This is a genomic window from Gordonia sp. (in: high G+C Gram-positive bacteria), assembly GCF_012515855.1.
GTDB lineage: Bacteria > Actinomycetota > Actinomycetes > Mycobacteriales > Mycobacteriaceae > Gordonia.
On sequence record NZ_JAAYXO010000048.1, the window covers coordinates 1 to 26911 of the forward strand.

Consider the following 26911-nt stretch of genomic DNA (forward strand, 5'->3'; position numbering starts at 1 on the left):
CTCAGCAACCACGGACCTCACCTCCGCCGAGATCGCGCTACGGGTCGGCTACGCGAACGCCGAGACTCTGCGCTCCCTCCTGCGCAGGGAGCGACGCCGTTCCTGACCTATCGCCATGCCTGTAGCCAGTGTCCTAGCGCTCGGTTGGAACCACCTCTCAGTACGTCGCGTCGACGCTCCTGCGTCGCCCCTGGACGACCCACTCGACACGCCCGCAGCACAGGCCGTGTGACGTGCCCCAGCTTCCCGGACGGTCGGGGTTGGGTGGCTGTGATGTCGCTGCGTTCTCGTCGAGGGGGTCAGCAGACCCGATCAGGGTCGATTGGGATGAGCCGCGAAGGCGGTGAGGTCAGGGCGGCCGAAGCCGGCCGGCGGGGTTGTGTCGGTCACGTCGAGGTCTTTCGGATGGATGGCGTAGGAACCTCCATCGTCGGGAGACCTCGACGTCTATCTGCGGACCGACGCGCCCGACCGACCTACACCCTCATCTGGGAAGAGCCCGCAAACTTCTCACTGCCCAGCGATTCGCCGATCATCGTGACAATCGAAGTCGACTCCGGCGGTGCGCTTACCACCGATGCCAGCGTGCTCCTGCTCGAAGAATCGGGCCGCGTCCGCTCGAATTCGGACTTCGTGTTCTACAACCAGCCGAAGTCAGTCGACGGTTCCGTTCAACTATTGGAACGCGAGCCCGAGATCGCGGGCGTCTGTCGCGACACCGTCGCTATCCGACTGGATCGTTTGCCAGCCGAGATCGATCGGGTGGTGATCGGGGCCAGCGTCGACGACGAGTCTGAACCGTTCGGCACGGCTGAACAGTCTCGCATGACTGTCGCGCACGGCGTCGATGCCGAGCCGCTAGTGGTCTTCCCGATCGACGGCCTGACGGACGAACGGGCCCTGGTGTTCGCTGAGGTGTACCGCCGCGGACCCGTGTGGAAGGTCCGAGCAGTCGGGCAGGGCTACGAGGGCGGATTGGCGGCACTGGTCACCGAATTCGGAGTCGAGGTGAACGATCCCGAGCCCGTGTCGATGTCGGAGGAGTCGACCGAATCTGCGGATTCTCCTGCCGAACCCCAGGTGGTGCCCGCCGAAAACGTTCGGATCAAACGACGTCGGCGGACACCGAAGCTACCCGCTGACTGGAGAGAACGTGTCAGCCCCTATTTGCCGACCGATCCGTCGCCGAGCGAGTTCCATCGGGCCCGCGCCTTCCCGACGGCGGGCACTCGCGCCACTGATCAAGAGGAGCGAGGGACGTCTATCCTGCTCGCGATGCTCGAGATCGTTCGCGAGTTCGGACGTGCCGTGACCGGCGAACTCGGTGCGCCGGGCGGCCGGATCGAGACCTTCGTCGAGCCGACGTTCACCCACGATGGCGCGCAGGTTCGACCCGACGGGATGATCTGCGTGACGCGCGGAAGCATTTCGTGGACGGCGCTCGTGGAAGTCAAGACCGGCACTCGTCGGCTCGATGTGCAACAGGTCGAAACCTATCTCGCAGTTGCGAAAGCACGAGGCTTCGATGCGGTCGTGACGATCAGTCCGGAGCTGCAGGCCGATCCGACGTCGAGTCCGCTCGAACCGTCGACGAAGCTCCTCAAGACTGTGCGGCTGCACCACCTCGCGTGGGAGGAGATCGTCACGACCGCGGCGTTGACCCTCCACCACACCGGGATCGACGACCGCACCCGCGAGCGACTCCTGCACGAATTTCTGACGTACGCGACCAGCCCTGCGAGCGGCATGGCCGTGTTCGACGACATGGGCCGCAATTGGGTGTCGGTCCGTGAAGCGGTCCGCTCCCGAACTGTCGGGGCCCGCGACGCCACTGCAGCCGACGTGTGCGAGAACTTCGATCGACTCATCCGCCACGCCGGTCTGCAGCTATCCGCCATGCTCGGCCAGAAGGTGCAGGCGGTGGCACCCGCAGAGCCGAAGGACGCCGTTAGCCGCGTGCGCCAACTCGCCGATTCCGGAAAGCTTTTCGGCACGTTGCGCATGACCGGCCTGGTCGGACCGATGATCGTCGAGGCCGACCTCGCGCGTGAGCGCACCAGTTGCGCAATCACCGTCGCCGCCCCGAAGTCCGGCCGCGCGTCGACGCATGTCACATGGTTGCTGAAACAACTCGAGGACGCCGACCCGAAGACTCGTCTCACCTCGCATCACTCCGGAACCCGCGAGGCGACGTCGGTGCTCATGGAGGCGGCCCGGACAGACCCGTCGAGTCTCGTTCCTGTCGACGGCCGCGACATTCGAGAGTTCACCATCACCGTCGAGCATCGAATGGGGTCTAAGCGCGCGGGCTCCTCGGGTGGTTTCGTGAAGGCGACGGCCCTGCTGGTCAACAGCTTCTACGACGAGATCGCCTGTCGACTCAAAGCACCAACAGCCTGACGCTGCAGCATTACTCGCCTCACTGACAACTTCGTCTGGACCCTGATCTCGAAGCTGTGCGGAACAGGGTTCCGGACGGCGACCACCAGACGCCGCCTAGAATGACCGTATGACCACGGCGTTCATCGTCGGCAGCGGGCCCAACGGGCTCGCTGCCGCCGTCACGCTGGCTTCGGCCGGCGTCGACGTCACCGTGTTGGAATCCGCGGACACCCCCGGCGGCGGCACCCGGTCGGTCGAGGCGACGATCCCCGGCCTGCTGCACGACGAGTGCTCGGGTTTCCATCCGCTGGCCCTCGAAAATGCCTTCTCCCAGCACTTCGACCTCGCGGCCCACGGCCTGACCTGGGGTTGGGCGCCCGCCGAGTACGCGCACCCGTTGGACGCCGGCCGCGGCGCCGTGGCCTACCGCTCGGTCGCGGACACCGCCGCGCAGTTCGGCGATGCGGGCAAGCGGTACTCGACGGTCTTCGCTCCGCTCACCGCACGCTTCGATCGGATCAGCAGCGAGTTCCTGCAACCGATGGCTCACTTCCCGAGCCACCCGATCGCGCTGGCCCACTTCGGGGCGCGAGCCGCGCTGCCCGCCACCTGGTTGGGCGCCGCCCTCGGGTCCCCGGAAGCGGCCGCCCTGTGGGCGGGCGTGGCGGCGCATGCCTTCCACCCGTTGTCGACGCCGCTCTCGTCCTCGATCGGCGTGGCGCTGGGCACCGCCGCGCACCGCTACGGCTGGCCGGTGGCAGTCGGCGGATCCGCCTCGATCACCGGCGCGATGATCAGTCTCCTCACCTCGCTCGCAGGTCGGGTGGAGACCGGTCGAACCGTTACCTCCCTCGCCGAACTGCCCGACGCCGATCTCGTCCTTCTCGACACCTCACCGCAGAGCGCCGCCCGCATTCTCGACGGCCGGCAACCGCCCCGAATCGCGCGTGCCTACAACCGCTTTCGGCATGGTCCGGCGGCCTATCAGGTGGCGTTCGCCGTCGAGGGCGGCATCCCGTGGCGCTACCGACCGGCGCGAGAATCCGGCACCGTGCACGTCGGCGGCGGACTTGGTCAGGTCGTCGAATCCGAACGCGCAGTGTGGCGGGGCCAGATGCCGAGCCGGCCCTTCATCCTGGTCGGCCAGCAGTACCTCGCCGATCCCGCCCGTTCGGCGGGCGACGTCCATCCGATCGACGCCTACGCGCACGTCCCCGCGGGGTACACCGGAGACGCCCGCGATCTGATCATCAATCGGATCGAGCATTACGCTCCAGGGTTCCGTGATCGGATCCGTGCCGTCACGGTCCGCGACACCGCTGCCATCGCCTCCCACAACGCCAACTACGTCGGCGGCGACATCACGACCGGGGCCAACACGGCTCGACAACTGCTGTTGCGCCCGCGGGCGGCTGTCGACCCGTACGCGACGGGGGTACCGGGCGTCTACCTGTGCTCAGCGGCCACCCCGCCCGGAGCCGGCGCTCACGGACTCTGCGGGTGGCACGCCGCTCGCAGCGCCCTGCGGTCGGCGAACATCCCGTTTCCGGACTCCGAGACCCGGCACGACACCCGCCTGTTCCGACGATAACGCCGTCCCGAATCATCGCGGTTCGGTCGGCGGCGCATCCGTCCGTGTGTCGACCCCGATCAACCCGAACATCGGGGTCGTCACCTTCTCCAGCGCCGCGACGGTCTCGGCCTGACGCTGCGCGAACTCCGCGACCACCACCGACAACTCGGCCTGTGCCTGCGCGAACTTCGCAATGGTCTCGGCCAGCTTGCGCTGCTGGACGATGAAGTCGTGCAGCGGCTCGGCCACCACGCCCGCCAACCCGGTCGCACTGCCCGCCAGCCCGGTGACGGCCGTGCTGAGGTCGGCGACCTGCCGCAGCAGTTCGTCGGGGGCATTGCCGCCCGCCGTCGCCACGGCGCGGACGCGCTGGAGAGTCTCGTTCGCTACGCGGAGCGCCTGTTCCTGCGACTTGGCGAACAAGCCGACCGGGTCGATGCCCCACTGGGTTGAACTCTGCTGTTCCGGTCCCTGCTCCCCCGGCCCCTGCGCCTCAGCCATGGCAGCAGCGTAGCGCGAGGGACTACGCGGTGTACGCGAGAGCCTCGAGCGGATCGGCGTAGATCGCGTCGAGCGCCACGGCACCGGCGGCCTTCTGCTGCACGGTGATCGCCGATCGGGCGACGCGGACGTCACGCTGAGTGATCACGGTGGTCGCGCGCAGCGCCTTGCTGACCGCGGGCAGCGCCTCCGGGTAATCGGTGAACGCCTGGCCACCGAGGATCACGTGGTCGGGATTGAAGATGTCCGAGATCAGCGCCACCGTGCGACCCAGCACCTCGCCGCGCTCGACGAGAATGTCGTTCGCGACGGTATTGCCGGTGCGCGCAGCCGCACGGAGTTCGTCGAGCGTCTTCACCTCGACACCCGCCTTCTGCGCGGCGTAGAGCACGCCCGAGTCGCTGACCGCCTGCTCCAGGCGACCGGTGTTGTCCGGGTCGAGGAGGACCGTCGGACCGGTCGGGAAGTGACCGATGGTGGGCGGTCCGGCGGCCGGGGTGTGCACGGTGCCGTCGACGCTGAACGCGATGCCGACCATCTCGCGGGCATAGAAGTAGAGGAAGTTCTGGCTCTGATCAGCGGCGTTGACCACCTGCTCGGCGGCGGCCATCGCCTCGACGTGCGAGGCCACCGAGACCGGGAGGTCGAGGGCCTCGGCAACCAGACGTCCGACGGGCACGCCCTGCCAACCCAGCCGCGGGTGGTCGACGACGCCGCCTTCGGTGACGCGGCCGCCGATGGCGACGCCGGCCCACAGCAGACGCTTGCCGACCCAGCGGTCGGCGAACCGACGGGCGCTGGCACCGACCTGGGCGACGACGTCTTCGGGCGTCTCACCGGGCGGGGTCGGGATCGAGATGGCACCGGCGACGCGATGCTGAAGATCGTGGGTGGTGATCGAGGTGACCTGGTAGCCGATGTGGATGCCGACGGTGAGGAAGCCGTCGGTGTTCACCTCGAACGGAACGCGCGGACGACCGACGACGCCGGGCGGCGTGAGGTCGGCGCGCTCACGGATGAGTCCGGCCTTGAGGAGGGCGCTGACCTGACGGTTGACCGTCGAGATCGAGAGGCCGGTGATGGCCGCGGCGTCGTCGCGGAACACCGGGCCTGAGACGCGGGCCGCCCGCAGCACGAGGGCGGCAGCCTTCGTCGAGAACTGCAGGCTGGCGGTGGTGACGTGCAGCGGACGCGGGCCGGTCGACGCGTGCGACGAGGCAGGGCGCACAGCGCCGATCGGCGCGGCGTTCGCAAGAATGGGGTGATCGAGCGTGGAAGTCATTTCGTTCGGGTCCTGTTGCCTGGGCGGGACCTCGCAGGAGGGGTCGCCGCTCATGTGGGGCTCACGCAGAGAAACGTGAGTCGGAGCTGGGTCAGCGCATTCGATGGCAACAGAGGACCCGAGCCAGAGGCAGACGACATCCCAAAGCGGTGGTCACATACGTGACCTCCGGGATGGCGAAGGGCTGACTGGTCATGACCGCCAACCTAGCAAGCGGACACGGCTCTCGGCAATACCGGAGTGAGCTATGTCAAGCCCTTCGCACCGACCACGCAGCACCGTCAACGGAAGGTCGCCATCCCGACGTCGGTCGCCGACAGGTGGGCGTGCTCGTTCACCGAGACCACCGTGATGCCGCGGCGGCCGACGAGCAGCTTGGTGTACGACGCGTTGACCATGGCGCGGGCCAGCGCGGGCCAGGACTGCGCGGGCACGCCCCAGAGCCGAGCGATCAGCGCGGTGATGGTGCCGGCCGACGAGACGGCGAGCACGGTCTGCCCCGAACCGGCCAACGCGACCGCCCGACCAGCGGCGGCACTGGTGCGCGCGACGTACTCGGCGTAGGTCTCGTCGGAGTCGGCCGCGCCCTCGGTCCAGCGGAGCAGCGCATCGTCGAGCACCTGCTGATAGCCCGCAGGCGACGCGTAGAGATCCGGCGTCGGGCCGCCCGGCAACGCCGGGATCACGTACTCGTCCCAACCGGCGTCCACGGTCGTCGCGGGCACCCCGCCGCCGTGGACGTCACCGAAGGCCGCGAGCACCGCGTCGCGGGTGGCGACCTGCCGGGCCAGGCCGCCGCTCACCGCTGCAGTGAAGGCCGGAACCTGCCGAGCCAGTTCCCGCCCGGTGGCAGCCGCCTGCTCGAAGCCCAGGTCGGTGAGCCCGGGCGCATCCGCGGGAACGGGGTCGGTCGAGTATGCGTGCATCGGCGCCTGGCCGTGCCGCACCAGATAGATGACTCCCATGACTCAGGCCCTATGCAGGTTGATGCCGGGACGCGACAGCACGGCCTGCGGCAGCACCGCGTAGCGACCGAGCTGCGTGACCGCGTGTGCGATGGTCGCGACGTCGGCGCCGGTGATCATCTCCTCGGCCGGGATCGCACCCTCGCCCTTGGTCCATTCGGACATGTCGGTGTCGACATAGCCCGGGCAGATCGCCGTGGCCGAGACGCCGCGCGTCGACTCCTCCAGGTTGAAGGTCTCGCACATGGAGATCAGTGCGGCCTTGGTTGACCCGTAGGCGGTCAGGTTGGGCTCGGGGTAGACGCCGGTGATCGACGAGATGGCGATCACCTTGGCCGCGCCGTCGGCGCCTGCGGTGTCCCGCAGCGTCGGCAGCATGCCCTGCATCAGCAGGAACGGCGCACGCAGATTCACCTGATAGAGGCGGTCGAGACGCCGGACCGGGAAGTCCTCCACCGCACCCATCGCACCCATGCCCGCGTTGACGACCAGCGCATCGCAGCGGCCGAAGGCCGCGGTGTGCGCCGCGGTCAGGTCGGCGAGGGCGGCGTCGTCGGTCATGTCGGCGACGGCGACCTCGACCCGTCCGCCGTGCGCACGCAGCGCCTGCGCCCGCTCGTTGAGGGCGTCGAGGCCGCGGGCCGAGATCGTCAGGTCCCAGCCGTCGGCCGCGAGGCGTTCGGCGATGGCCGCGCCGATACCGCGCGAGCCGCCGGTGATCAGGGCTGCTTTGCGAGTGGTCATTGCAGTGCTTTCAGTCCGTTGTCGATGAAGTGCGCAGTGGCCTCGGCGGCCCGCTCGGCACTGGCGTCGCCCGACGATCCGCCGGCGAGGGCCCGGTGGGTGATGCCTTCGGCGATCACGCCGAGCTTCAAGTTCGCCAAGCCGAGGTAGAAGTCCCAGTCGCCGAGGTCGGTGCCGGTGGCCTCGACATACCGCTGGGCGAGACCATCGGTGTCGGGGTAGCGGTCGCTGGTCCATGCCGCCTCGAACCCGAGGACCGACGAGAACACCGGCTCACGGTAGACGCACATCAGCGCGACGTCGGTGATCGGGTCACCCAGTGCGGCCATCTCCCAGTCGACGACGGCGGCCACCGTGCCCGCGTCGTTCGGCGCCAGGATCGTGTTGTCGATGCGGAAGTCGCCGTGGACGATCGAACTCCGCGCCTGCGCGGGCACCCGTTCGGTGAGCGCCGCGGCGAGCCGTTCGACGTCGTCCATCTCGCGGGTCTTGACGATGCCCCACTGGCGCGCCCACAGCTTCACCTGGCGGGCGGCGAACCCCTCGGGTCGTCCGAACTCGCCGAGACCGACCGCCCGGTAGTCGACGGCGTGCAGGTCGGCGAGGGTGCGGACGAGCGCGTCGGCGCTGGCGGTCACCTCGGCGTCGGAGAGCTGCGCGAGTTCTTCGACGGACCGGATCACCCGACCGTCGACGAACTCAACCACCGTGCAGGGCGCGCCGATGAACTCACCTTCGCGGTCGATGGCGATGGTCGCAGGCACCGGAACGGCGGTCGAGACCAGCGCCGACGTCACGTCCCACTCGCGGTTCATGTCGTGCGCGGAGGGGGTCAGTCCACCCATCGGCGGACGGCGCGCCACCCAGTGGTGCACGTCGTCGCGGACCTCGAAGGTCAGGTTCGACCGGCCGCCGCTGATCAGTTCGATCCGGAGGTCGCCGACCACGTCGACGCCCGCGGAGACGAGCAGTCGTCGCAGGTCGTCGGACTTAAGGCCGGGATGGTCCTGCGCGGTCACTGGGCCTCACGCGCCTTGCGCACGCGGCCGACGGCCCGCTTGGCGATGGCCCAGCGATGCACTTCGCTGGGGCCGTCGTAGATACGGAACGGACGCAGTTCGGCCGCGAGGCGAGCCAGCGGCAGGTCTTCGGAGACGCCGAGTCCGCCGCACATCTGCATGGCACGATCGGCGACGCGGACGAAGGCCTCCGCGCCGAAGGTCTTGGCGATCGACGTCGAGTCGGAGGCGTGCTCGCCGAGGTCGAGCTCGTAGCAGGCGCGGACCAGCAGGGCGCGGGCCGCGGCGAGGTCGATCTCGTTGTCGGCGATCATCTGCTGCATCATGCCGAGATCGGCGAGCCGACCGCCGAAGCCTTCGCGCTGCTCCACGTAATCCACCGCGATCTTGTGGGCCCGCACGGCGCTGCCCATCCAGCGCATCACGTGGGTCATGCGGGCCGGACCGAGGCGGACCTGCGCGTAGCGGTAGCCCTCGTGCGGCGCACCGAGCACGTCCTCGTCGGGGACGAAGACGTCGGTGAAGCTGACCTCGCAGTGGCCGCCGATCATCGACTTGTCGGTGGTGTGGATGTGGCGGTCGACGCTGATGCCTTCGGTCTCGGCCGGGGCCAGGAACATGGTGGCGCCGCCGCGGTCGCCGCGCTGGCCGATGGTGCGGGCCATGATGATGAAGAAGGCCGCGCCTTCCGCACCGGTGATGAATCGCTTGAGACCGTTGATCTTCCAGCCGCCGCTGACCTTCTCGGCCATGGTCGAGAGAGCGTTCGGGTCGGCACCCGCACCCGGGGCCGGCTCCGTCATGGCAAAGGCGCTGCGGACGTCGCCCTGCGCCAGCGGAGCGAGGTACTTGACCTTCTGCTCGTCGGTCGCGATGTGCGCGAGCATGTGGATGTTGCCCTCGTCGGGGGCGCCGATGTGCAGGGCGACCGGACCGAAGGTCGACGCGCCTGCGGCCTCGAAGACCGGTGCGCGGTCGGACATGTTCAGTCCGAGGCCGCCGAATTCGACCGGCGCGTGGGGTGCGAACACCCCGGCGGCCTTCGCCTTCGCGTTCAGCTCCAGGCGGATCGCGTCGCCGCCGGCCGCGGTGATGTCACCGGCGAACTGTTGCTCGATGGGCAGCACCTCGTCGACCACGAAGGCCGCCGTCCGCGCCACCAGGTCCTGCACCTGTGCGCTGTAGCCAAGATCGACAGCCATGAAACCCTCCAAGTATCCGACCGAACGAGCGCTCGGTCAGCTTCAGATTGTCATGGTTGCCCGTACACGTCAAGGACGGCAGAGGAGACGGGGAATCCCGGCGACGAGACTCCACAGAACCCGAACACCACCGCGCGTCGGAGTCACTACGGATGAATCCGCGCGAGCCGATCAGCGAGAGCGGAAGCCGACGATCGCGCGCGCGAACTCCAGGTTCTGCTTGATCAGCTCGTCGGCGCTCATCGGACCGTCGACGCGATACCACGTGGAGACTCCGACGCACATGGTCGCGACCGCGCGCGCCGCCCCCTTCGGCGACCCCGTGGTGAACGACCCTTCGCCGACTCCGGCGACGACCACGTCGTCCACCAGTCGCTGCATGCGGATGCGGTGCCCGATGTAGATCGGGTGGTAGCCGGGATCGAGGCTCCGAATCTCCGTCGACCCGACAAACGCCTGCTCACGGCGGTACATGTGGAAGCGCAGCAGCGATTCGACCACCGCGTCGAAGCGATCGACGGGATCGTCGCCGGCCTCGGTGAGCGCCTCTTCCGAGCGGCGCAGGAGGTCGGTCATCGTCAGTTCCAACAACCCCTGAAGCAGGGACTGCTTAGACGGATAGTGGTGATAAAGACCGGGAACCGACAGCCCCGCCCGCGCCGCGATGTCGCGCACCGAAGTGCCGTGATAGCCGTGCTCGACGAAGGCGTCCAGGGCCGCAGCGAGCGGCGCCGGAAGGTCGGCTGCGCCGTAGTCACGCCAGTTCGTCATACAGCTAACTTAGCTTTGCCTCGCTGGGACCAACGGCCCGACTCTCGGGAAGCAGCATCTGAACACAAATCGAGACCAACGCCGAACGATCCAGATCGATGAGCCCCTCGGTCCACGAGGCGAGCACCCGCCCGAGGCCGCCGACCTGAAAGTGGGCCGCCGCCAAGGTCTCCTGACCACCGCTCACCTTCGCCACCGCGGGAGCACTCTGGAAGGTCAGATTGGTGAAGAGCGTGATCATCTCGGCGCGCTTGGTCGCGATCACCGGACTGCGAAGCGTGTCGGAGAACATCACCCGACCCTTGCGGGGATCGCTTTCGATGACGTCGACGATCGCCTCGACGGCGCCGACCACCTTGCCGCGCGGACTCGAGCCGGCATCGAAGCCCGCAAGGGCCCGTTCGGCGATCTCCCCGATGATCAGGTCGTAGGTCGCCTCCACCAGCGCGTCGGCGCCGGCGAAGCTCTCGTAGAAGTAGCGCGGAGTCAGGGAGGCTCGCGCGCAGATCCCCCGGACCGTCACCGCGCCGGGCTCGGGCTCGGCGAGCATGTCGAGCGTCGCGTCGATCAATGCCGTGCGACGACGCGCCACTCGGGCATCGCCCGACTCGCCCCCGTACGCACGCAGCCCCTGCGCAGTTTCGTCGACATTGCTCACGCCCAACATCTTGACACCCCGACCCGCCCAGAGTTCAATCAAAGGGGAAACAGTCGTTATCACTTAACTTGAACTGGAGTATCCGCGATGACCGCAGAGGCAATCGAACCGTCAGTGGGACAACGGTCTTCGCGCCGACACGAGCTCGACGCGCAGGTGGTCGACGATCTCCAGATGGTCGGCCTGGCACTTCTCGGCGGACCCGCGAACGTGATCATGCAACTGGCCGTACCCGCGGTCGGCTACGGCGTCTTCGAGAGCAAGGTGACCACGGGCAACCTGTTCAAGGTCCCGGTGAAGCGGACCCGCACCACCCTCAGCTACCTGGCCGTCGCCGCAATGGGCAACGAGGAGGACCGTCGCCAGTACCGGCAGGCGGTGAACCGCGCGCACGTGCAGGTCCGGTCGAGCAGCGACAGTCCCGTCGAGTACAACGCCTTCGACCCGAAGCTTCAGCTCTGGGTGGCCGCGTGCCTGTACCGCGGATGGGAGGACTCGCAGCGCTTCTTCGGCGACCCGTCGACCATCACCGAACAGGCTTACCGCCAGGGTGCGGTCATGGGCACCACCCTGCAGATGCCGCCGGAGATGTGGCCCGCGACCCGCGCCGACTTCGAGCAGTACTGGAACGAGACCGTCGACAACCTCGAGATCGACGACACCATCCGCGAGTACCTGATGCGGATCGTCCGGATGGAGTTCTTCCCGAAGCCCGTTCAGCTCGCAATGGGCTGGTTCTCCGAGATCATGACCATCGGCTTCCTGCCCGTCGAGTTCCGCCAGAAGATGGGCATCACCGCCACCCCGATGCAGGAGCGCGTGTTCGCGGCGCACAACGCCGTCGCCCGACGGCTGCTGCGCCTGGTGCCGCGCCCGCTCCGCCTCTTCCCGTTCAACCTCCTGCTGGCCGACGTCCGCTGGCGGATGCGGACCGGCCGCCCGCTGGTCTGACTCGGCCGATTCGGGGTCTGCCACGCATGAGGCGTTGGCTCCCGCGCAGTGTCGGACACTGTGCGGGAACCAACGCTTCATGCGTTAGACCTGCAAACACTTCTGGTCAGACGATGCGTGCGTGCGGCGCCCAGCGACCGATCTCGTGCCGCAGCGCATCCGGTCGCGGCACCGCGCCCGCCGGATACGACAACCGCACCTCGTCACCACTCCGGGCGCGGAAGGTCCACTCGTGGCCCGCGGAGAACCCACGCGCTTCGTAGTCGCGGCAGGTCGCTTCGACGAGGTCGGGCCACGCGACGAACCACCGACCACCCTGCCGACTCGGCGGCAGCACCATGCCGGCGGTGGTCAGTCGGAGATTCTCGCGGCCGAGCGCGGTGAGCGTCCAGATCGGGAACCCGCTGACCATCAATCCCATCCAGACGAGCGTGGCCGCCATCGCGAGTGCGGCGAACTGCGCGGACGACGCGTCGTCCCCGGAACGTTCGGCGAGAAGCGCAACGTAACCCCGCACGCCGAGCCAGCACAGGTACGCCGCAGCGATACCGAAGAGGGCCGCTCGCACGGTGGGCCTCGACCGGACGCTCACGACCGTCTGGACACCCGGCGGCGACGGCGGGCACGCCCCCGCGGCCTGCACTCTCCGATAGGTCCGCCAGGCGAGAAAAGTCACCAGACCCGCAATGCCCGCGAACAACGGTGACAAGAAGAGCTCGCCGGCGGTCAGCGCAGGCTTCACCAGCCCCGCGATCAGCGACAGCACTCCCCCGGCCAGAAAAACGACCACGAACACCGAGCCGACAACCACCGATGTCAGGAGAAGGCCGCGCTGCAGTCCAGTCACCAGGACCGGCGGCCGATCCCCCACGCCCGTCACCCCAACCGCTTCAGGGCGCTCCGATCGAGATCGGCGACGTTCCGGTGGCCCGACAGCCCCAGCGTCAGATCGAGTTCGCCGATGATGTTCGCGACCGTATCCCGGGCGCCGTCGGTCCCATCGAGTGCGAGCCCGTACATGTGCGGCCGGCCGATGCAGACCGCGTCGGCGCCGAGCGCGAGGCCCTTGAAAACGTCCGAGCCGGTATAGAAACCGGAGTCGACGAGGATCTTCATCTGCCCGCCCACCGCGTCGACGACGTCGACCAGCGCGTCGGCGGACGAGATGGAGCCGTCCACCTGGCGGCCGCCGTGATTGGAGACGATGATGCCGTCGATCCCGGCGTCGGCCGCCTGGCGTGCGTCGTCGGGATGCAGAATCCCCTTGAGCACGATCGGCAGCGACGTCCGGTCACGCAGGGTGGCGATGTCGTCCCAGTTCAGCGACGGTCGCGAGTAGATGTCGAGGAAGGTCTGCACCGCGGCGCGCGGCTCGGGCTTGGTGAGGTTGTCCTTGAGGTCGCCCGGGACATTGCGGGCGATCGACAACAGAGTCTTGATCGCGCCCAGGGAGATCTCCGGCTTCTCGCCCGTCGCCGCCTTGAGGCGCTCAGCGACGATCTCCCAGAACGTGGGGTCGGAGGTGTACTGGTTGATGCCCTCGGCTCGCGCGAAGGGCAGCGAGCCGAGGTTCAAGTCCTGCGGACGCCAGCCGAGCATGGTGGTGTCGAGGGTGACCACCAGGGCCGCCGCGCCCATCTTCTCGGCGCGGTTGATCAGGCTGGTGACCAGGCGGTCGTCGGTGGACCAGTAGAGCTGGAACCAGCGCGGTGCCCCGGGCGTGACGGCCTCCATCGCCGCAGCGACGTCCTCCATCGGCGCGCAACCCTGGTTGGAGAAGATGTACGGCACGCCCAGTTGGGCGGCGGCCTCGCCGATGTGAACGTCGGCGTTCGGGTGCGCGAGCGCCCCGGCGCCGACCGGCGAGAACAGCACCGGCGCTTCGAGCTTCTGGCCGAAGAGTTCGGTCTCCAGGCTGCGCTCAGAGGTGTCGCGCAGCATGCGCGGCACAATCGCCCAGCGGTCGAGGGCCTCCCGGTTGGCGTCCATGGTGCGACCCTCCCCGGCGCCACCGGCGATGTAGGCCCACCCGCGTCGGCTCATCACCGCTTGCGCACGACGCTCGAGCTCCGCAAAGTCCGTGGGCACCTTGGGCTTTCGCCCGTGGATTCCCGCCGTGTAGATGTCGTTCTGCCGTGCTCTGCCGAAGGCGATCGAAACCATGCGGCTCATTCTGCCCTGTGACGCCGGGTAACGGTAAGACTCGGATCGATTAGCCGACCGACCCGGCCGCCGTCAGTCGCGCACCAGGAAGAAGTAGAAGTGCTTGTCGCGCACCAGTGAGGTCTTGCCGTTCATGATTCCCATGAGGGTCTTCTCGTCGACCCGCTTGAAGTGGTCGATCACCGGCTGACCGTCGTAGACCATCGACGCGGTCACCTCACCGCGGAAGCCGACCTCCCACAGGCTGGCCTCGCCTTTGCCGATCTCCTTGTTGGAGTAGAGGTTGCCGTCGTCGTCACGGCAGACCATCGGGGCGACGTCATTCCAGGTGCGGAACCACTTGCCGTGCCACCGAACCTTCTCCAGCTGACCGTCCATCGGGTGCCCGGACGGCAGTTCCCCGCCACGCCAGTCGCCGAGGATCTCGTCGACGGTGACGGTCGGCAGGGCCGCCCAGATCGCGTCGAGCTCCGTCGGCTCGCTGATCTCCTGGGATTCGACGCGAGCAAAGAAGTCGGCGACGGCGTCATCGCGGGTCAGTTGAGACATACGGACACAATACGTCTCAAATGGCTGCGCCGAAAGGGTGCCGGGCGGCTGCCACCCAACGATCCGCGGGCCTCAGCGGTATCCGCGTGCGCAGGAAGCACGCGGATCTCGGCGAACGACGCGGCTACCCCGGCCCGACGCGCTAGGAGAAACTCATCTCCTCTTCGACGTCGTACTTGCGCGCGTCGATGGCGTCGAGGATCAGGTTGTGGCGCACCAGCCAGGGCGCGCGGTCGCCGGCCTTGGGGAGTTTGCCGCCCGACCGCTTGACGTAGCCCGAGTCGAGTTCCAGCAACGGATGCGTCTTCGGCTTCGCGCCGTGCAACGACGGCACCGCGCGGGTGTAGCCGTTCTTCTTCATGTGTTGGAGGAGTTCGGCGACGGCCTTCGCCGTGAGATCGATGCGGAGCGTCCACGAGGCGTTGGTGTAGCCGACCGCCCACGCCATGTTGGGCACGTCGTTGAGCATGTACCCGCGGTAGGCGTACTTGTCGCCCGGCTCGAAGGTCACGCCGTCCACCGAGAGGGTGGCGCCGCCGAAGGTCACCAGGTCCAGGCCGGTCGCGGTGACGATGATGTCTGCTTCCAGGTGCCGTCCCGAGTCGAGGTCGACGCCGGTCGCGGTGATCTGCTTGATCCCGTCGGTGACGACGTCGGCGGTGCCCGCCTTGATGGCGCGATAGAAGTCGCCGTCGGGGATCACGCACAGGCGTTGGTCCCACGGTTCGTATCGCGGCTTGAAATGGGTGTCGACGTCGAATCCCTTGGGCAGCATGGTAATTGCGATGCGGCGCAGGGTTCGGCGCGCGAGCTTGGGGAAGGTGCGGCAGTACAGGAAGAGCAGCATGGTGGAGATGGCATTGCGGAAGCGCGTGATGTTGTGCGACACCTGCGCGGGCAGCACCCGCTGCAGCAGCTTGGTGGGTCCGTCCTCCCACGGGAGCGGGAACATGTAGGTCGGCGACCGCTGCAGCATGGTGACGCTGCCCGCCTCGTCGGCCATCGACGGGATCAGTGTGACGGCGGTGGCGCCGGAGCCGATGACGACGACGTTCTTGCCCGCGTAGTCGAGATCCTCCGGCCAGAACTGCGGATGCACAAAGGTGCCCTCGAAGTCGTTCTCGCCGGGAAACTCGGGCCGATAGCCCTTCTCGTACCGGTAGTAGCCGGTGCACATGTAGAGGAAGCGGGTGACGATCACCGTCGGCTCGCCGTCCACCAAGACGTCGACGGTCCAGAGGTCGGTCTCGCTGTTGAAGTCGGCACCGGAGACGTCGACGCCGAAGGTGATGTGGTTGTAGATCCCGAAGTCGCGGGCCGTCTGCTCCAGGTAGTCGCGGATCTCGTCGCCCTGGGCCACGGTGCGCTTTCCGCGCCACGGGTTCCACGGAAAACTGAGGGTGAAGATGTCGGAGTCCGACCGCACGCCCGGATACCGGAACAGATCCCAGGTGCCGCCGATCCTGTTGCGGCGCTCCACGATTCGGTAATTCAGCCCGGGGTTGCGCTCTCGCAGCCGGTACGCGGTGTCGATCCCCGACAGCCCGGCTCCGACGATCAGCACGTCGAGCGGATCCTGCGTGGTTCCCCGCTGCTGCTGCACATCACTCATCTCCGCTGAGCCTCCCTGGCGTCACCGAACTCCTATGGTCTGCATCACTGTACAGATCGGGAGGGTGGCCCACCCCTAGACGAAATCCGAAGCCGCAAACGCGGGTTCGCCGAATCTACCGCCGGTCAGCCCGCGGCCCGCCGGGGCGCGTCCTTCTTCGCGGCAGCCTTCTTCGCCGGGGCCTTCTTGGCCGCCGTCTTCTTCGCCGCTGTCTTCTTCGCGGCCCTCTTCGGCGCAGACTCTTCGTCGTCTGTCTCGGAAGCGTCCGAATCGACCTCCGGCACGTCCCGGCCTCGCCCCTTGACGGACGCGCGGAGCGCGGCCAACAGATCGGCGACCTCGGAGTCGTCGTCCTCCGGCGCCTCGTCGGTCTCGGGGAAGGCCTCATCGCCGCCGGCGCGCGCCTCGATCAGCTTGTTGAGCTCGATCTGATAGGTGTCTTCGAATTGGCTCGGGTCGAAGTCCGAGGCCATCGTCTCGATCAGCGACGCCGCCATGTCGAGCTCCTGGTCGCGGATCTCGACGTCGGCGCTGAGGAAGTCGAAGTCGGGGACGCGGACCTCGTCGGGCCACAGCAGGGTCTGCAGGGTCATCACCCCGTCGATCACGCGCAGCGCCGCCAACCGTGTCTTGTTGCGGAGCGTGAAGTTCGCGATCGCGAGCCGTTCGGTGGTCTCGAGCGCCTTCGCCAGCAGCACGTAGGCCTTCGGCGACTTCGACGAGGGTTCCAGGTAGTACGGCTTGTCGAAGTAGATGGGATCCACCTGGTCGATCGGCACGAACTCCAGGATCGCGATCTCCGGACTCTTGCTGACCGGAAGCATCGCGAGGTCGTCCTTGGTGAGGATCACGCGCTCGCCGCTCTCGGACTCGTACGCATTAGCGATCTTCGAGAACTCGACCTCGGTGTCGGTGCCCTCACGAACGCGGCGATAACGGATCCGCGCGCCGTCGGCCGAGTCGACCTGATGCGAGGTCCGGTCGTGACTCTCCGTGGCGGAATAAACCTTGACCGGTACGTTGACCAGACCAAAGCTCAGATCGCCTCTCCAGATCGAGCGCATGTGGGCCATTGTGCCAGCACCGAGGGGACAATTCATTCCATGACGCGGTCACAGTTGGAGGTCGACGGGCGCACCATCGCGCTCACCAACCTGGAGAAGGTGCTGTACCCGGCCACCGGCACCCGCAAGTTCGACGTCGTCGACTACTACATCCGGATGGCCGATGCGATGCTGCCGCATCTGGCATCGCGTCCGGTGACGCGCAAGCGGTGGCCCGCCGGAACCGAGTCGGCGCCCTTCTTCGAGAAGACCCTGCCTGCGGGAACGCCGGACTGGATCGCGCACTTCACGATTGAGCATGCCGAGCGGAAGACCGTGTATCCGGTGGTGCGGTCGGCCGCCGATCTGGTGTGGCTGGCGCAGGTGGCCGCACTGGAACTGCACGTGCCGCAGTGGCGGATCGACCTCTCCGACGACGTCGACCGTCGCACCGAACGCCTGGTGCTCGACCTCGATCCGGGACCGGGCGTCACGCTCGACCAGTGCGCGCGCGTCGCCCTCGACATCCGCGACATGTTGGCCGACGCGGGGTTGTCGTCGTTCCCGGTCACCAGCGGCAGCAAGGGCATCCACGTGTATGCGCGGTTGGCGTCGCCGGTGAAGTCGGAGTCGGCGCGAGCCGTCGCCAAGCAGATCGCGACGGCGATGGCCGCCGCCGAACCCCAGACCGTGACGGCGACGATGGCGAAGGCCCAACGCGAGGGCAAGGTGTTCATCGACTGGAGTCAGAACACCGCGGCCAAGACCACGCTGGCGCCGTACTCGCTGCGCGGGCTCGCGAAACCGTTCGCCGCGGCGCCGCGCACCTGGGACGAGCTGACCGAACCGGGCCTTGAGCAGCTGCTGTGGTCGGAGGTGATGGAGCGCTACGAGGTCGACGGCGACCTGCTGGCGGAGCTCTCGGACGAGGCGACGCCGGCGCCGGTCAGCGACAAGGTGATCGATCTCGGCGAGTATCGGAAGAAGCAGTCCTCGCGCACGCGGCTCGAGTCGGCGCCGTCGCGCTCCCCTCGGCCGGTGCAGCCGATTCGCGAGGAGGCGGAGCCGCCGCGCCCGGACCTGATGGGGCTGCGGCCGATGCTCGCCACCGACGACCCGATCGACGGCCTCGACGACGACTGGGCGTACGAGGGCAAGTGGGACGGCTTCCGCGCGCTGATCCGCGTCCTCGGCGGTCGTGCGCGCCTGGTGTCGCGGTCGGGCAACGACCTCACCGGCGACTTCCCCGAACTCGGTGCGTTCGCCGACTGCCTGACGCGCGGTGGAGAGCCGGTCGACGCCGTGCTCGACGGCGAGATCGTCGCCGTCAACGCAGCAGGCCTCACCGACTTCTCGCTGCTGAGTTCACGCAAGCGGACATCCGAGCCCCACGAGTTGCGGGTCCACCTGTTCGACGTGCTGCACCTCGACGGCGTCGACCTGTGGGAACAGCCGTGGGAGGTCCGACGCGAGATCCTCGATTCGCTCGACTACTTCGACGACGAACCGCTGATCGACATCCCACCCCTGCTGCCGGGCCCCGCGGACACCGCGGTCGCCGTCGCACGCGAACGCGGGTGGGAGGGCGTCGTCGCGAAACGTCGCGCCGCGCGGTACGCGAGCGGTCGTCGGAGTTCGGACTGGCGCAAGCAGAAGAACTGGAACAGCGTCGAGGTGGTGATCGGCGGCTATCGCCCCGGCCGCGGGTCGGACTCGAAGATCGGGTCGCTGCTGGTCGGACTGCCAGCCGACCGCGGCCTGCGGTACCTCGGTCGCGTCGGCACCGGCTTCACCGATGCCGAACTCGACGCCCTCCTGGAGGAGTTGCAGCCGCTGCGGATCAGCCGCTGCCCGTTCGTCGACGACATCGACAAGCCGGTCGCGGGGAGCGCGACCTGGGTGCTGCCGAAGATCGTCGCCGACGTCGCGTTCATGGACTGGACGTCCACCGGGCACCTGCGGCACCCCACCTGGCGCGGCATCCGACGCGACAAGCTCCCGGGCGACCTTTAGCGCTGGTCGGCCCCGCAGTCACTCCAGCACGAACACCGGGATCAAGCGGTCGGTCTTGGTCTGGTACTCGGCGTAGGGCGGGAAGGCCGCGACGGCCAACGTCCACCAATGCTCGCGTTCGTCGCCTTCGGGGAGCTCGCGGGCGGTCATCGTCGTCCAGACGTCGCCGTCCAGCACTTGAACCTCCGGGTGTGCCTTGACATTGAAGTACCACGACGGATGCTGCGGAGCACCGCCCTTCGACGCCACCATTGCGTACTTGCCTTCTTCTTCGACGCGCATCAGCGGGACGTACCGCTTCTTACCGGACTTGGCGCCGGTGGTGGTGAAGAGGACGATCTTCATCCCCGACAGCTGGACGGCCTCGGTGGTGCCCGCTGCGAGGATCTTCTCGGTCTGGTCGCGGACCCAGTCGGTGGGACTCAATTCTGGAGTTTCGCTCATGTCGTCGATCGTAGGACCGACGCGCCGCTGCCGTCGCGGGAAACGACTCGCTACCCTGGCCTGCATGTCAGGAAAACGCCGCAAGCTCGGCATCACCTTCGCCGTGGTGGTGCTCTTGTTGGGCGGCGCGACGGTCGTCGCCGTCAACGCGGGCGCCGTCGGCTTCGTGACGACCTGGTGGAACAACCGCGATCGCAGCTTCCCCGACCTCGACACCGCGACCATGACCCCGACGCAGCAGCGGATCGTCGAGATCACCCGCACCGAGTTCGACGCGCAGCCCGACGGCACCAAGTTCTCCGAAGGCGTCGACGAGGCGTGGTGCGCCAACTTCGTCACGTGGGTGATGAATCAGGCGGGTGCTCCTCTGGAGAATCCCAACTCCGGGAGCTGGCGCATCCCCGGCGTCTACACGCTGACCGAGTACTACCAGGACCACGGCCGGTTTCGCGCCGCCGACTCCGGCTACGAGCCCAAGCCCGGCGACGTGATGCTCTACTCGGACAAGAGTTTCTTCCGCCAGCACACCAACATCGTGCTCGCCTACGACGACGGACGCGTCACGACCGTCGGCGGCAACGAGTGGGGTGGCCATGTGCGCGTCAACGAGTTCGAGATCGCCGGGTACGTCGGCCTGGTGGGGTACGGGGTGCTGTAGGTCGGTCGACCCCGCAAACGCATGAAGCGTCGGCTCGCGCATCAGCTTGAAGGCTGTGCGGAAACCGACGCTTCATGCGTTCTCACCGGGAGAGCGCCGGCGCAGCCGCGATCAACTCAGGTGGTGCACCTCCTGCAGACCGTAGACCGGGGTGTCGAGGCCCTCGATGCGCGCCTTGAGCTGCAGTGCCAGGTACAGCGAGTAGTGCCGCGACTGGTGCAGGTTGCCGCCGTGAAACCACAGACCGGGCTGCTGGGTGGGCTTCCACATGTTGCGCTGCTCCCCCTCCCACGGGCCGGGGTCCTTGGTGGTCTCGGAGCCCAGGCCCCACACCTTGCCGACGCGGTCGGCGATCTCCTGGCCCATCAAGTCGGCCGCCCAGCCGTTCATCGAGCCGTAGCCGGTGGCGTAGACGACGACGTCGGCGTCCAGCTCGGTGCCGTCGTCGAGGACCACCGAGTTCTCGGTCAGGTGGCTGACGCCGCCCTTGGCCAACTTGATGGTGCCGTCGGCGACCAGCTCGCAGGCGCCGACATCGATGTAGTAGCCCGAGCCGCGACGCAGGTACTTCATGAACAGGCCCGAGTCGTCGTCGCCGAAGTCGAGATCGAACCCGGCGTCCTCAAGCCGCTGGTAGAAGTCCTTGTCACGCTCACGGATCTGGTCGTACAGCGGGATCTGAAACTGGTGCATGATCTTGTACGGCAGCGACGCAAAGGTCATGTCGGCCTTCTTGGTGCTCATGCCGTCGGCCACCGCCTGCTCCGAGTACAGCGCACCGAGGCCGATCTCCATCAGCGAGTCGGACTTGACGATGTGCGTGGACGACCGTTGCACCATCGTGGTGTCGATGCCCGCTTCCACCAGCGCCTTGCAGATGTCGTGGGCGGAGTTGTTGGCGCCGATGACGACCACCTTCTTGCCCGCGTACGCGTCTGGCCCGGGGTGCTTGCTGGAGTGATGCTGATCGCCGGCGAACACGTCCTGCCCGGTGAAGGTCGGGACGTTGGCCTTGCCCGACATGCCGGTGGCGAGGACCAGTTGCGTCGGGTGCAGCGTCATCGGCTCGCCGTCGCGGACGATCTCGACGGTCCACTTGCCCGTCGCGTCGTCGTAGGAGGCCGACGTGCACTCGGTCTTGCTCCAGTACGGCACCTCCATCACCTTGGTGTAGAACTCGAGCCAGTCGCCGATCTTGTCCTTGGGCGCGAACACCGGCCAGTTGGACGGGAACGGCAGGTACGGGAGGTGGTCGTACCAGACGGGATCGTGCAGGCACAGCGTCTTGTACCGGCCGCGCCACTGATCGCCGGGGCGGTCGTGCTTATCGACGACGATCGACGGCACCCCCAGCTGACGCAGGCGGGCGCCGAGCGCTATACCGCCCTGACCGCCGCCGATGACCAGCACGTACGGCTGGACGGCACGGCCCAGCTCCGCCTCCTCGTCCTCCTTCTTCTCCGCCCACGACCGCGGATCCGGATCGCTGCCGTGCACCGCGCCCATCGGACGGGAGAAGCCGGTCCGCTCCTCATGTCCCTTCAATTCCTGCAGCGTGGTGAGCAGCGTCCACGCGCGGTCGACGCCGTCGTCGTCTTCCCGGACGCGGACCAGTCCGTCGCCGCGACCGACGGCCGTCTCGAAGTCGATGAACGCTGCGGCGACGCCCGCATCCTCGGAGGCGTCCTCGGTGCGGGCGAAGCCGCCCGCACCGGTCTCCCGCTGACGGGCGCTGAGCATCGCTATGATCTCCTCGCGCCCTTCGACGGTCTTGAGGTTCCAGGTGAACGCGACGAGGTCGCGCCAGTACGAGTCGGCGACGAAGAGGTCGGCGACGGCCGCGGGATCACCCGACGCCAGCGCCGCGTTGAACCTCTCGAGCCAGGCGTCGACCCTGCCGTTGGGGGTCTGCTCGCCCACCGAGGCCGGACGATCGATGGTCTGCGTCATGGGAGTGTCCTTTCACTGCGCTGCGTAACCACCTCTGCGGTCACGTTTCTTGCGTTCACTTCTGTGATGCACAGCACACACGGCTGCAGTTGTGACGACAAGGGTTGCAAGGGGTTGCAACACTCTTGACGAACCGGGACCGACGGCCCACGCTGAGGCAGTCACTATGACCCAGGACACACCCGTTGGACCGAACTCACGGGACACAGAGGAGGCCTTGCATGCGCCCCGCGGCAGAACCCGCGATCACGGCGGCCGACGACCCTCGAGAGTTCGCCGCCACACTTCACGCGATGTACGACGCCGCGATGTCCGGCGGCAAGATGCCCGCGCATCCGCGCAGCGTGATCAGTGAGTCCTGGGCGCGGGCGACGGTCGCCGGGGTCGACCCCGAGCACGGAGCCGGCGACGACCCGCTGGGGTTCGCCGACGTGGAACGTCGTCGCACGGAGTCGGGCCTCGCAGGCTGTTTGGACTCGATCGTCGCCAGCTTGCGGCCGGTGGTCACCGACAGCGACAACTTGATCATCGTCGCCGACGCCTCCGGCCACGTCCTGTGGCGGGCCGGCGGATCCCGCGCCCTCCGTCGCGCCGATCAACTCAAGTTCACCGAGGGCGCGTCGTGGTCCGAGCGCCAGGTCGGCACCAACGCGATCGGGACCGCCCTGGCCTCGCGGCACCCGGTGCAGGTGTTCTCCGCCGAGCACTTCGTCCGCTCCCATCACGCGTGGACGTGCACCGCCTCCCCGATCCGCGATCCTCGCACCGGCGAACTGCTCGGAGTGGTCGACGTGAGCGGTCCCGCACCGTCGATCCATCCGACCACCCTGGCGCTCGTCGACTCGGTCGCGAAACTCACCGAGTCCCGACTGCGCGACGAGCATCGGTCGCAGCTCGACCTGTTGCGCAGCATCGCGGCACCGATCGTCGGGCGCGTCACCCAGCCTGCGGTCGCCATCGATCACCAGGGGTGGGTCGCGGCCGTCCACCAGATGCCGACAGTCGCCCGCATCGCGGTACCGAACCTGCTGTCGGCGGGACGGATGCATGTTGGCGCCCTCGGGCTGTGCGACGTGGAGCCGCTGCCCGGCGGATGGCTTGTCCGCGCGACCGATCCGAGCAGCTCTCCAGTCGAAACCACCCTGACCGTGACGACCGAGCCCGACGGCACACCGTCGATCCGCGTGGATTCCGGCGGCGGCGCATGGACGTTCCGTCCGTCGCCCAGGCATCTGGAGATCATCGGACTGCTCGCCGAGCACCCGGCCGGACTCACCGCAGCGCAGTTGTCGGACAAGCTGTTCGGGAGCCCCGACCGCACCGTGACGGTCCGCGCGGAGATGTCGCGCCTGCGTCGCCATCTCCGCGGCGTCCTCGCGAGTTCGCCGTACCGATTCGGCGAATCGGTCCGGGTGCAACCGACCTAAGTCGAGTTACGTGTGCGCGACCACAGGATCGCGCACCCGGCGATCTGACCGCAGAACACGAGGTCGCCTGGTGTCGACTCAGCTCAACGGCGCTAGCCTGGAGCAGGAAGCCCCGAATCAGGAAACCATCGTTACCTCTAAGGAGTCGCATGTTTGTCGTCGCGCAGATCAGCGACCTCCACGTCAATGGGACGGCTGAGCATCGCAAACGGGTCGACGCGGTGATGGATTACCTCAACGGCCGCTGCGGCGGTCCGCGGAACATCGACGCGCTGCTGGTGACCGGCGACATCGCCGACGAAGGACTTCCCGAGGAGTACCGCGAGGCCGTCGACGCCTTGGCCACCGACATCCCCGTGCTCTGGACGCTCGGCAATCACGACGACCGCACCGCGTACAACTCGGTGATCCGCGAGGCGTCGTGCAGCGAGCCGGTGAACTCGGCCCTGCGCCTCGACGGTCTCCTGGTGCTGACGCTCGACTCGTCGATTCCGGGTCGTTCCGACGGCTATCTCTCGCGGGGCACCCTCGACTGGGCGAGCGCGCAGATCGCCGAGGCCGGCTCCGACACCCCGGTCCTGGTGGCCTTCCACCACCCCGCGGTGACCATCGGCATCCCGTTCATCGACGACCGCTGCCAACTCGATCCGGCCTTGCTCGCCGAGTTCGTCGAGGCGCACCCGAACATCGTCGGCTGCGTCTCCGGGCATGCGCACACACCCGCCGTCACGACCTTCGCCGGACGACCGCACGTGGTGGCCCCGGGCGTCTCGTCGACCCTGAACCTGCCGTTCGAGGGAGACGACGTGGTCAACACCGTGCAGCGCCCGGGCGTCGCTTTTCACCTCATCGACGACGACCGCAGGCTCACCACGCACTTCCGCGGCATCCCCTCGTAGGGCGCAAAGCACCCGGATCAGCCGTTCCGCTGCTCCCAGGCGGCTCGGATCGACTTCGGAATCCGTCCGCGGTCGGGCACGTCGAGTCCCTGCGCCGCCGCCCACGCCCGGATCTGCTTCGGCGACGCCTCCGGCCCCTCGGCGATGGTCGCGACCACCGCGTCGGTCCCGGCGCGCTGGCGGTACTCGTGTAGCGCCGCGCCGAACCACCGATACGACCATTCCTGCGCCAGGCCGCGGTTGTCGCAGAAGACGATCGGGACGTTCGGGAACCGGACCTGCGCTTCGGCAACGGCTTCCGCGACCGACGCCCCACTGGCGTGCTCCTGCTTGAACGCCTGGCTGTAGGGCGCCTCCACCACGACCGCCGCGCGGAACAGCTCGGACATCTCGGCGAGTCCGTAGTTCAATTTCCCGGACAGCAGGCTGGACGCGAGGTCGGCCATGCTCTTGCGTTCGATGCTGGCGATCAGTGCGTCGCCGTCGAACACGCCGTAGTCGCCGACCCGGAGTTTGCGCTTCTCGACGTTCGCCTGCTGGTGACCGAAGTTCCAGGCGTAGCGCTCACCGGTGTCGACGACGATGTCGAGGACCGAGCCGTGCGCCCGCGCCGTCGGCAGCGCCACGTTGGGACGCGCCTGCTTCGCGGTCTGGCGTGACTGCCAGAAGATCATCTCCCGCCCGCGCGCCTGCGTGATGACGAACTGCGAGCGGGACTTGCGTGCACGGTCGACGACGAGGTCGATCGCCGCGCCCCGCTTGCTGACCGACTTCACCGGCAGCGCCTCGACGATCTCCGGATCCGCCGGCCACTCGTCGGTCCGGTGGCAGTACACCTTGGTCGCTCCGGGCCAGGTGTCGCGCACTTTGAGCACGATCCCCCGCGGCCCCAGCGGAATGCGGACCAGATACGGCAGCGTGGAGCCTTCTTCGGGGTTCCGTGCGATCAGGAATTCGTCGGGCATCGACGTGAGCGTACCGCGCTTCACCGACGCCCTCCCGATTCCTTCTACCGCGCCTGAGCGCGACCGCCGCGCTCAGCTGTCGAAGTCCCCTTCGCGAAGGAACTCGTCGAGCTCGTGCAAGCCCGGGTGCTCCGGATCCAGCAGCAGGCCGTCATCGACGAATCGGCGTGCCCGCTCGCCCCCTTCCCGGTCCTCACTCTGCATCGCCACCAGCGCCGACAGGTGCAAGCCGCTCACCGCGACGTCGATCCAGTTCGCGACCCGACCGCGTTCGACGACGTCCCGCAGCACCTCCGCCGCCCGCGCCGGATGGTCGTTGCGAATCACGTCGGCCCGTGACAGGTCCAGTCGAGCGCGCTTGTACTCGATCGCACCGTCGTCACTGCCGAGCGACGCATAGAGCTGATCGGCCCGCTCCAGGTACGCCCGCGCGGCGGGTTGGTCGCCGCCGTAGTGCGCGGCCACCGCAGCGGTGCGCCACACATCGCCGATCTCGTAGTCCGCGCCCACTTCCGCGTACAGCTCCGCCGCCGCCTCGAGGTCGGCGACGGCCTCGGCGAAGCGATCCAGATCCATCAACTCGCCCGCGCGACCCTGCCGCACCTGGGCGATGTAGCCGGGATGCTCGTCGCCGGTCAAGCCGTCGAGCACGTGCGTGAACGAGACCACCGCGTCCTCGGGCAGCCCAGCCGTGATCTGCGCACGCCCGAGCATCTGCCAGCCGGTCGAGACGCCGTGCGTGTCGCCGCGCTCCGCCATCCGCGCGATCACCGGCCGAACGGCCTCGATGATGCCGCGCGGTTCGTCGTCGCGGAGGAGCTGGGCGTGCGCGAGATCGAGCACTGCGCCGTCTGCGGCATGGTCGAGTCCCTCCACCGTCCACACCGCGATGGCCTGTTCATGGTCTTCGACCGCGGTGTCGAGATCGCCCATGGCGGTCGCGACCTCCGCTCGCTGCTGCAGCATCACGCCGCGCGCCGCATAGCGCGCGTTCGCAACGCACTCGTCCATCAGGCGACGCGCCGCCCCGAGGTCGGAGACCGCCTGCAGGCGTGCCGCGAAGCTCAGGGCGCCGGACAGTTCGGTCTGCGCTTCCAGGAGTTCGTCCGGTGTCGACGCGAGCCCCTTCATCCGTCGCGC

The 26911-nt window shown here is 68.0% G+C and carries 23 protein-coding genes and 2 pseudogenes; 8 read left to right on the plus strand and 17 right to left on the minus strand.

Going from position 1 to position 26911, the window contains the following annotated elements; genetic code table 11:
• The 3 genes and pseudogenes from GX543_RS03080 to GX543_RS03090 all read left to right on the plus strand — a co-directional run.
• A pseudogene (locus GX543_RS03080) lies at window positions 1-106 on the plus strand (AraC family transcriptional regulator); the annotation flags it as partial.
• Between the two features lie 431 nt (window positions 107-537).
• Entirely contained in the window at window positions 538-2400 is a 1863-nt protein-coding gene (locus tag GX543_RS03085; protein ID WP_290849715.1) for a TerD family protein, read from the plus strand.
• A gap of 109 nt (window positions 2401-2509) precedes the next feature.
• Complete coding sequence (locus GX543_RS03090; protein ID WP_290849716.1) at window positions 2510-3973, plus strand: NAD(P)/FAD-dependent oxidoreductase; 1464 nt, start codon at window positions 2510-2512, stop codon at window positions 3971-3973.
• Window positions 3974-3985: 12 nt separating this feature from the next.
• On the opposite strand, the gene GX543_RS03095 is transcribed toward GX543_RS03090, so the two are convergent.
• The 8 genes from GX543_RS03095 to GX543_RS03130 form a co-directional block, all read right to left on the minus strand.
• Window positions 3986-4456, minus strand: a complete 471-nt coding sequence (locus tag GX543_RS03095) for a hypothetical protein (protein ID WP_290849718.1) — start codon at window positions 4454-4456, stop codon at window positions 3986-3988.
• 22 nt (window positions 4457-4478) lie between these two features.
• On the minus strand, window positions 4479-5738 hold the full coding sequence (locus GX543_RS03100; protein WP_290849720.1) for an ROK family transcriptional regulator: 1260 nt from the start codon (window positions 5736-5738) through the stop codon (window positions 4479-4481).
• Window positions 5739-6019: 281 nt separating this feature from the next.
• Entirely contained in the window at window positions 6020-6703 is a 684-nt protein-coding gene (locus GX543_RS03105) for a histidine phosphatase family protein (RefSeq protein WP_290849721.1), read from the minus strand.
• Window positions 6704-6706: 3 nt separating this feature from the next.
• The gene (locus GX543_RS03110; RefSeq protein WP_290849722.1) at window positions 6707-7447 is read right to left on the minus strand and encodes an SDR family oxidoreductase; all 741 of its coding nucleotides are present in this window, start codon (window positions 7445-7447) and stop codon (window positions 6707-6709) included.
• Window positions 7444-8466, minus strand: coding sequence for a phosphotransferase family protein (locus tag GX543_RS03115; RefSeq protein ID WP_290849724.1), 1023 nt, complete (start codon window positions 8464-8466; stop codon window positions 7444-7446). Before GX543_RS03115 ends, GX543_RS03110 begins: the two co-directional genes overlap by 4 nt.
• Window positions 8463-9668: an acyl-CoA dehydrogenase family protein gene (locus tag GX543_RS03120; protein WP_290849726.1), complete on the minus strand. Its 1206-nt coding sequence runs from the start codon at window positions 9666-9668 to the stop codon at window positions 8463-8465. Before GX543_RS03120 ends, GX543_RS03115 begins: the two co-directional genes overlap by 4 nt.
• Window positions 9669-9839: 171 nt before the next feature.
• Window positions 9840-10439: a TetR/AcrR family transcriptional regulator gene (locus tag GX543_RS03125; RefSeq protein WP_290849727.1), complete on the minus strand. Its 600-nt coding sequence runs from the start codon at window positions 10437-10439 to the stop codon at window positions 9840-9842.
• Window positions 10440-10443: 4 nt separating this feature from the next.
• Window positions 10444-11106 carry a TetR/AcrR family transcriptional regulator gene (locus GX543_RS03130; RefSeq protein ID WP_290849728.1) on the minus strand — a complete coding sequence of 221 codons (663 nt, stop codon included), beginning with the start codon at window positions 11104-11106 and terminating at the stop codon, window positions 10444-10446.
• A 78-nt stretch (window positions 11107-11184) separates the two neighbouring features.
• On the opposite strand from GX543_RS03130, the gene GX543_RS03135 reads away from it, so the two are divergent.
• Entirely contained in the window at window positions 11185-12048 is an 864-nt protein-coding gene (locus GX543_RS03135) for an oxygenase MpaB family protein (protein ID WP_290849729.1), read from the plus strand.
• A 106-nt stretch (window positions 12049-12154) separates the two neighbouring features.
• Here the strand turns inward: GX543_RS03135 and GX543_RS03140 are convergent, their stop codons facing one another.
• The 5 genes from GX543_RS03140 to GX543_RS03160 form a co-directional block, all read right to left on the minus strand.
• Entirely contained in the window at window positions 12155-12919 is a 765-nt protein-coding gene (locus GX543_RS03140) for a hypothetical protein (protein ID WP_290849730.1), read from the minus strand.
• A gap of 5 nt (window positions 12920-12924) precedes the next feature.
• A complete protein-coding gene (locus tag GX543_RS03145) occupies window positions 12925-14211 on the minus strand; it encodes an alpha-hydroxy-acid oxidizing protein (protein ID WP_290849731.1) in 1287 nt (428 codons plus the stop codon).
• A gap of 72 nt (window positions 14212-14283) precedes the next feature.
• Window positions 14284-14760, minus strand: coding sequence for a DUF4334 domain-containing protein (locus GX543_RS03150; protein WP_290849732.1), 477 nt, complete (start codon window positions 14758-14760; stop codon window positions 14284-14286).
• Window positions 14761-14902: 142 nt separating this feature from the next.
• Window positions 14903-16372, minus strand: a complete 1470-nt coding sequence (locus tag GX543_RS03155) for an NAD(P)/FAD-dependent oxidoreductase (RefSeq protein WP_290849733.1) — start codon at window positions 16370-16372, stop codon at window positions 14903-14905.
• A 125-nt stretch (window positions 16373-16497) separates the two neighbouring features.
• Window positions 16498-17445: a Ku protein gene (locus GX543_RS03160; RefSeq protein WP_290849735.1), complete on the minus strand. Its 948-nt coding sequence runs from the start codon at window positions 17443-17445 to the stop codon at window positions 16498-16500.
• Window positions 17446-17475: 30 nt separating this feature from the next.
• On the opposite strand from GX543_RS03160, the gene ligD reads away from it, so the two are divergent.
• On the plus strand, window positions 17476-19428 hold the full coding sequence (gene ligD, locus GX543_RS03165) for a non-homologous end-joining DNA ligase (protein ID WP_290849736.1): 1953 nt from the start codon (window positions 17476-17478) through the stop codon (window positions 19426-19428).
• An 18-nt stretch (window positions 19429-19446) separates the two neighbouring features.
• On the opposite strand, the gene GX543_RS03170 is transcribed toward ligD, so the two are convergent.
• A complete protein-coding gene (locus GX543_RS03170; RefSeq protein ID WP_290849737.1) occupies window positions 19447-19872 on the minus strand; it encodes a nitroreductase family deazaflavin-dependent oxidoreductase in 426 nt (141 codons plus the stop codon).
• Window positions 19873-19936: 64 nt separating this feature from the next.
• Here GX543_RS03170 and GX543_RS03175 point away from each other — a divergent pair, with 64 nt between their 5' ends.
• Entirely contained in the window at window positions 19937-20530 is a 594-nt protein-coding gene (locus GX543_RS03175; RefSeq protein ID WP_290849738.1) for a CHAP domain-containing protein, read from the plus strand.
• A gap of 111 nt (window positions 20531-20641) precedes the next feature.
• Here GX543_RS03175 and GX543_RS03180 read toward each other — a convergent pair whose 3' ends face one another.
• Window positions 20642-22480, minus strand: coding sequence for an NAD(P)/FAD-dependent oxidoreductase (locus GX543_RS03180; protein ID WP_290849739.1), 1839 nt, complete (start codon window positions 22478-22480; stop codon window positions 20642-20644).
• 221 nt (window positions 22481-22701) lie between these two features.
• Here GX543_RS03180 and GX543_RS03185 point away from each other — a divergent pair, with 221 nt between their 5' ends.
• Together GX543_RS03185 and GX543_RS03190 are read left to right on the plus strand one after the other, a co-directional pair.
• The gene (locus GX543_RS03185; protein ID WP_290849741.1) at window positions 22702-23907 is read left to right on the plus strand and encodes a helix-turn-helix domain-containing protein; all 1206 of its coding nucleotides are present in this window, start codon (window positions 22702-22704) and stop codon (window positions 23905-23907) included.
• Window positions 23908-24056: 149 nt separating this feature from the next.
• Complete coding sequence (locus GX543_RS03190) at window positions 24057-24806, plus strand: metallophosphoesterase (RefSeq protein ID WP_290849742.1); 750 nt, start codon at window positions 24057-24059, stop codon at window positions 24804-24806.
• A gap of 17 nt (window positions 24807-24823) precedes the next feature.
• Here the strand turns inward: GX543_RS03190 and GX543_RS03195 are convergent, their stop codons facing one another.
• Together GX543_RS03195 and GX543_RS03200 are read right to left on the minus strand one after the other, a co-directional pair.
• Window positions 24824-25771 (minus strand): histone-like nucleoid-structuring protein Lsr2, encoded by a 948-nt coding sequence (locus GX543_RS03195; RefSeq protein ID WP_290849744.1) that lies wholly within the window; start codon window positions 25769-25771, stop codon window positions 24824-24826.
• 72 nt (window positions 25772-25843) lie between these two features.
• A pseudogene (locus tag GX543_RS03200) lies at window positions 25844-26911 on the minus strand (hypothetical protein); the annotation flags it as partial.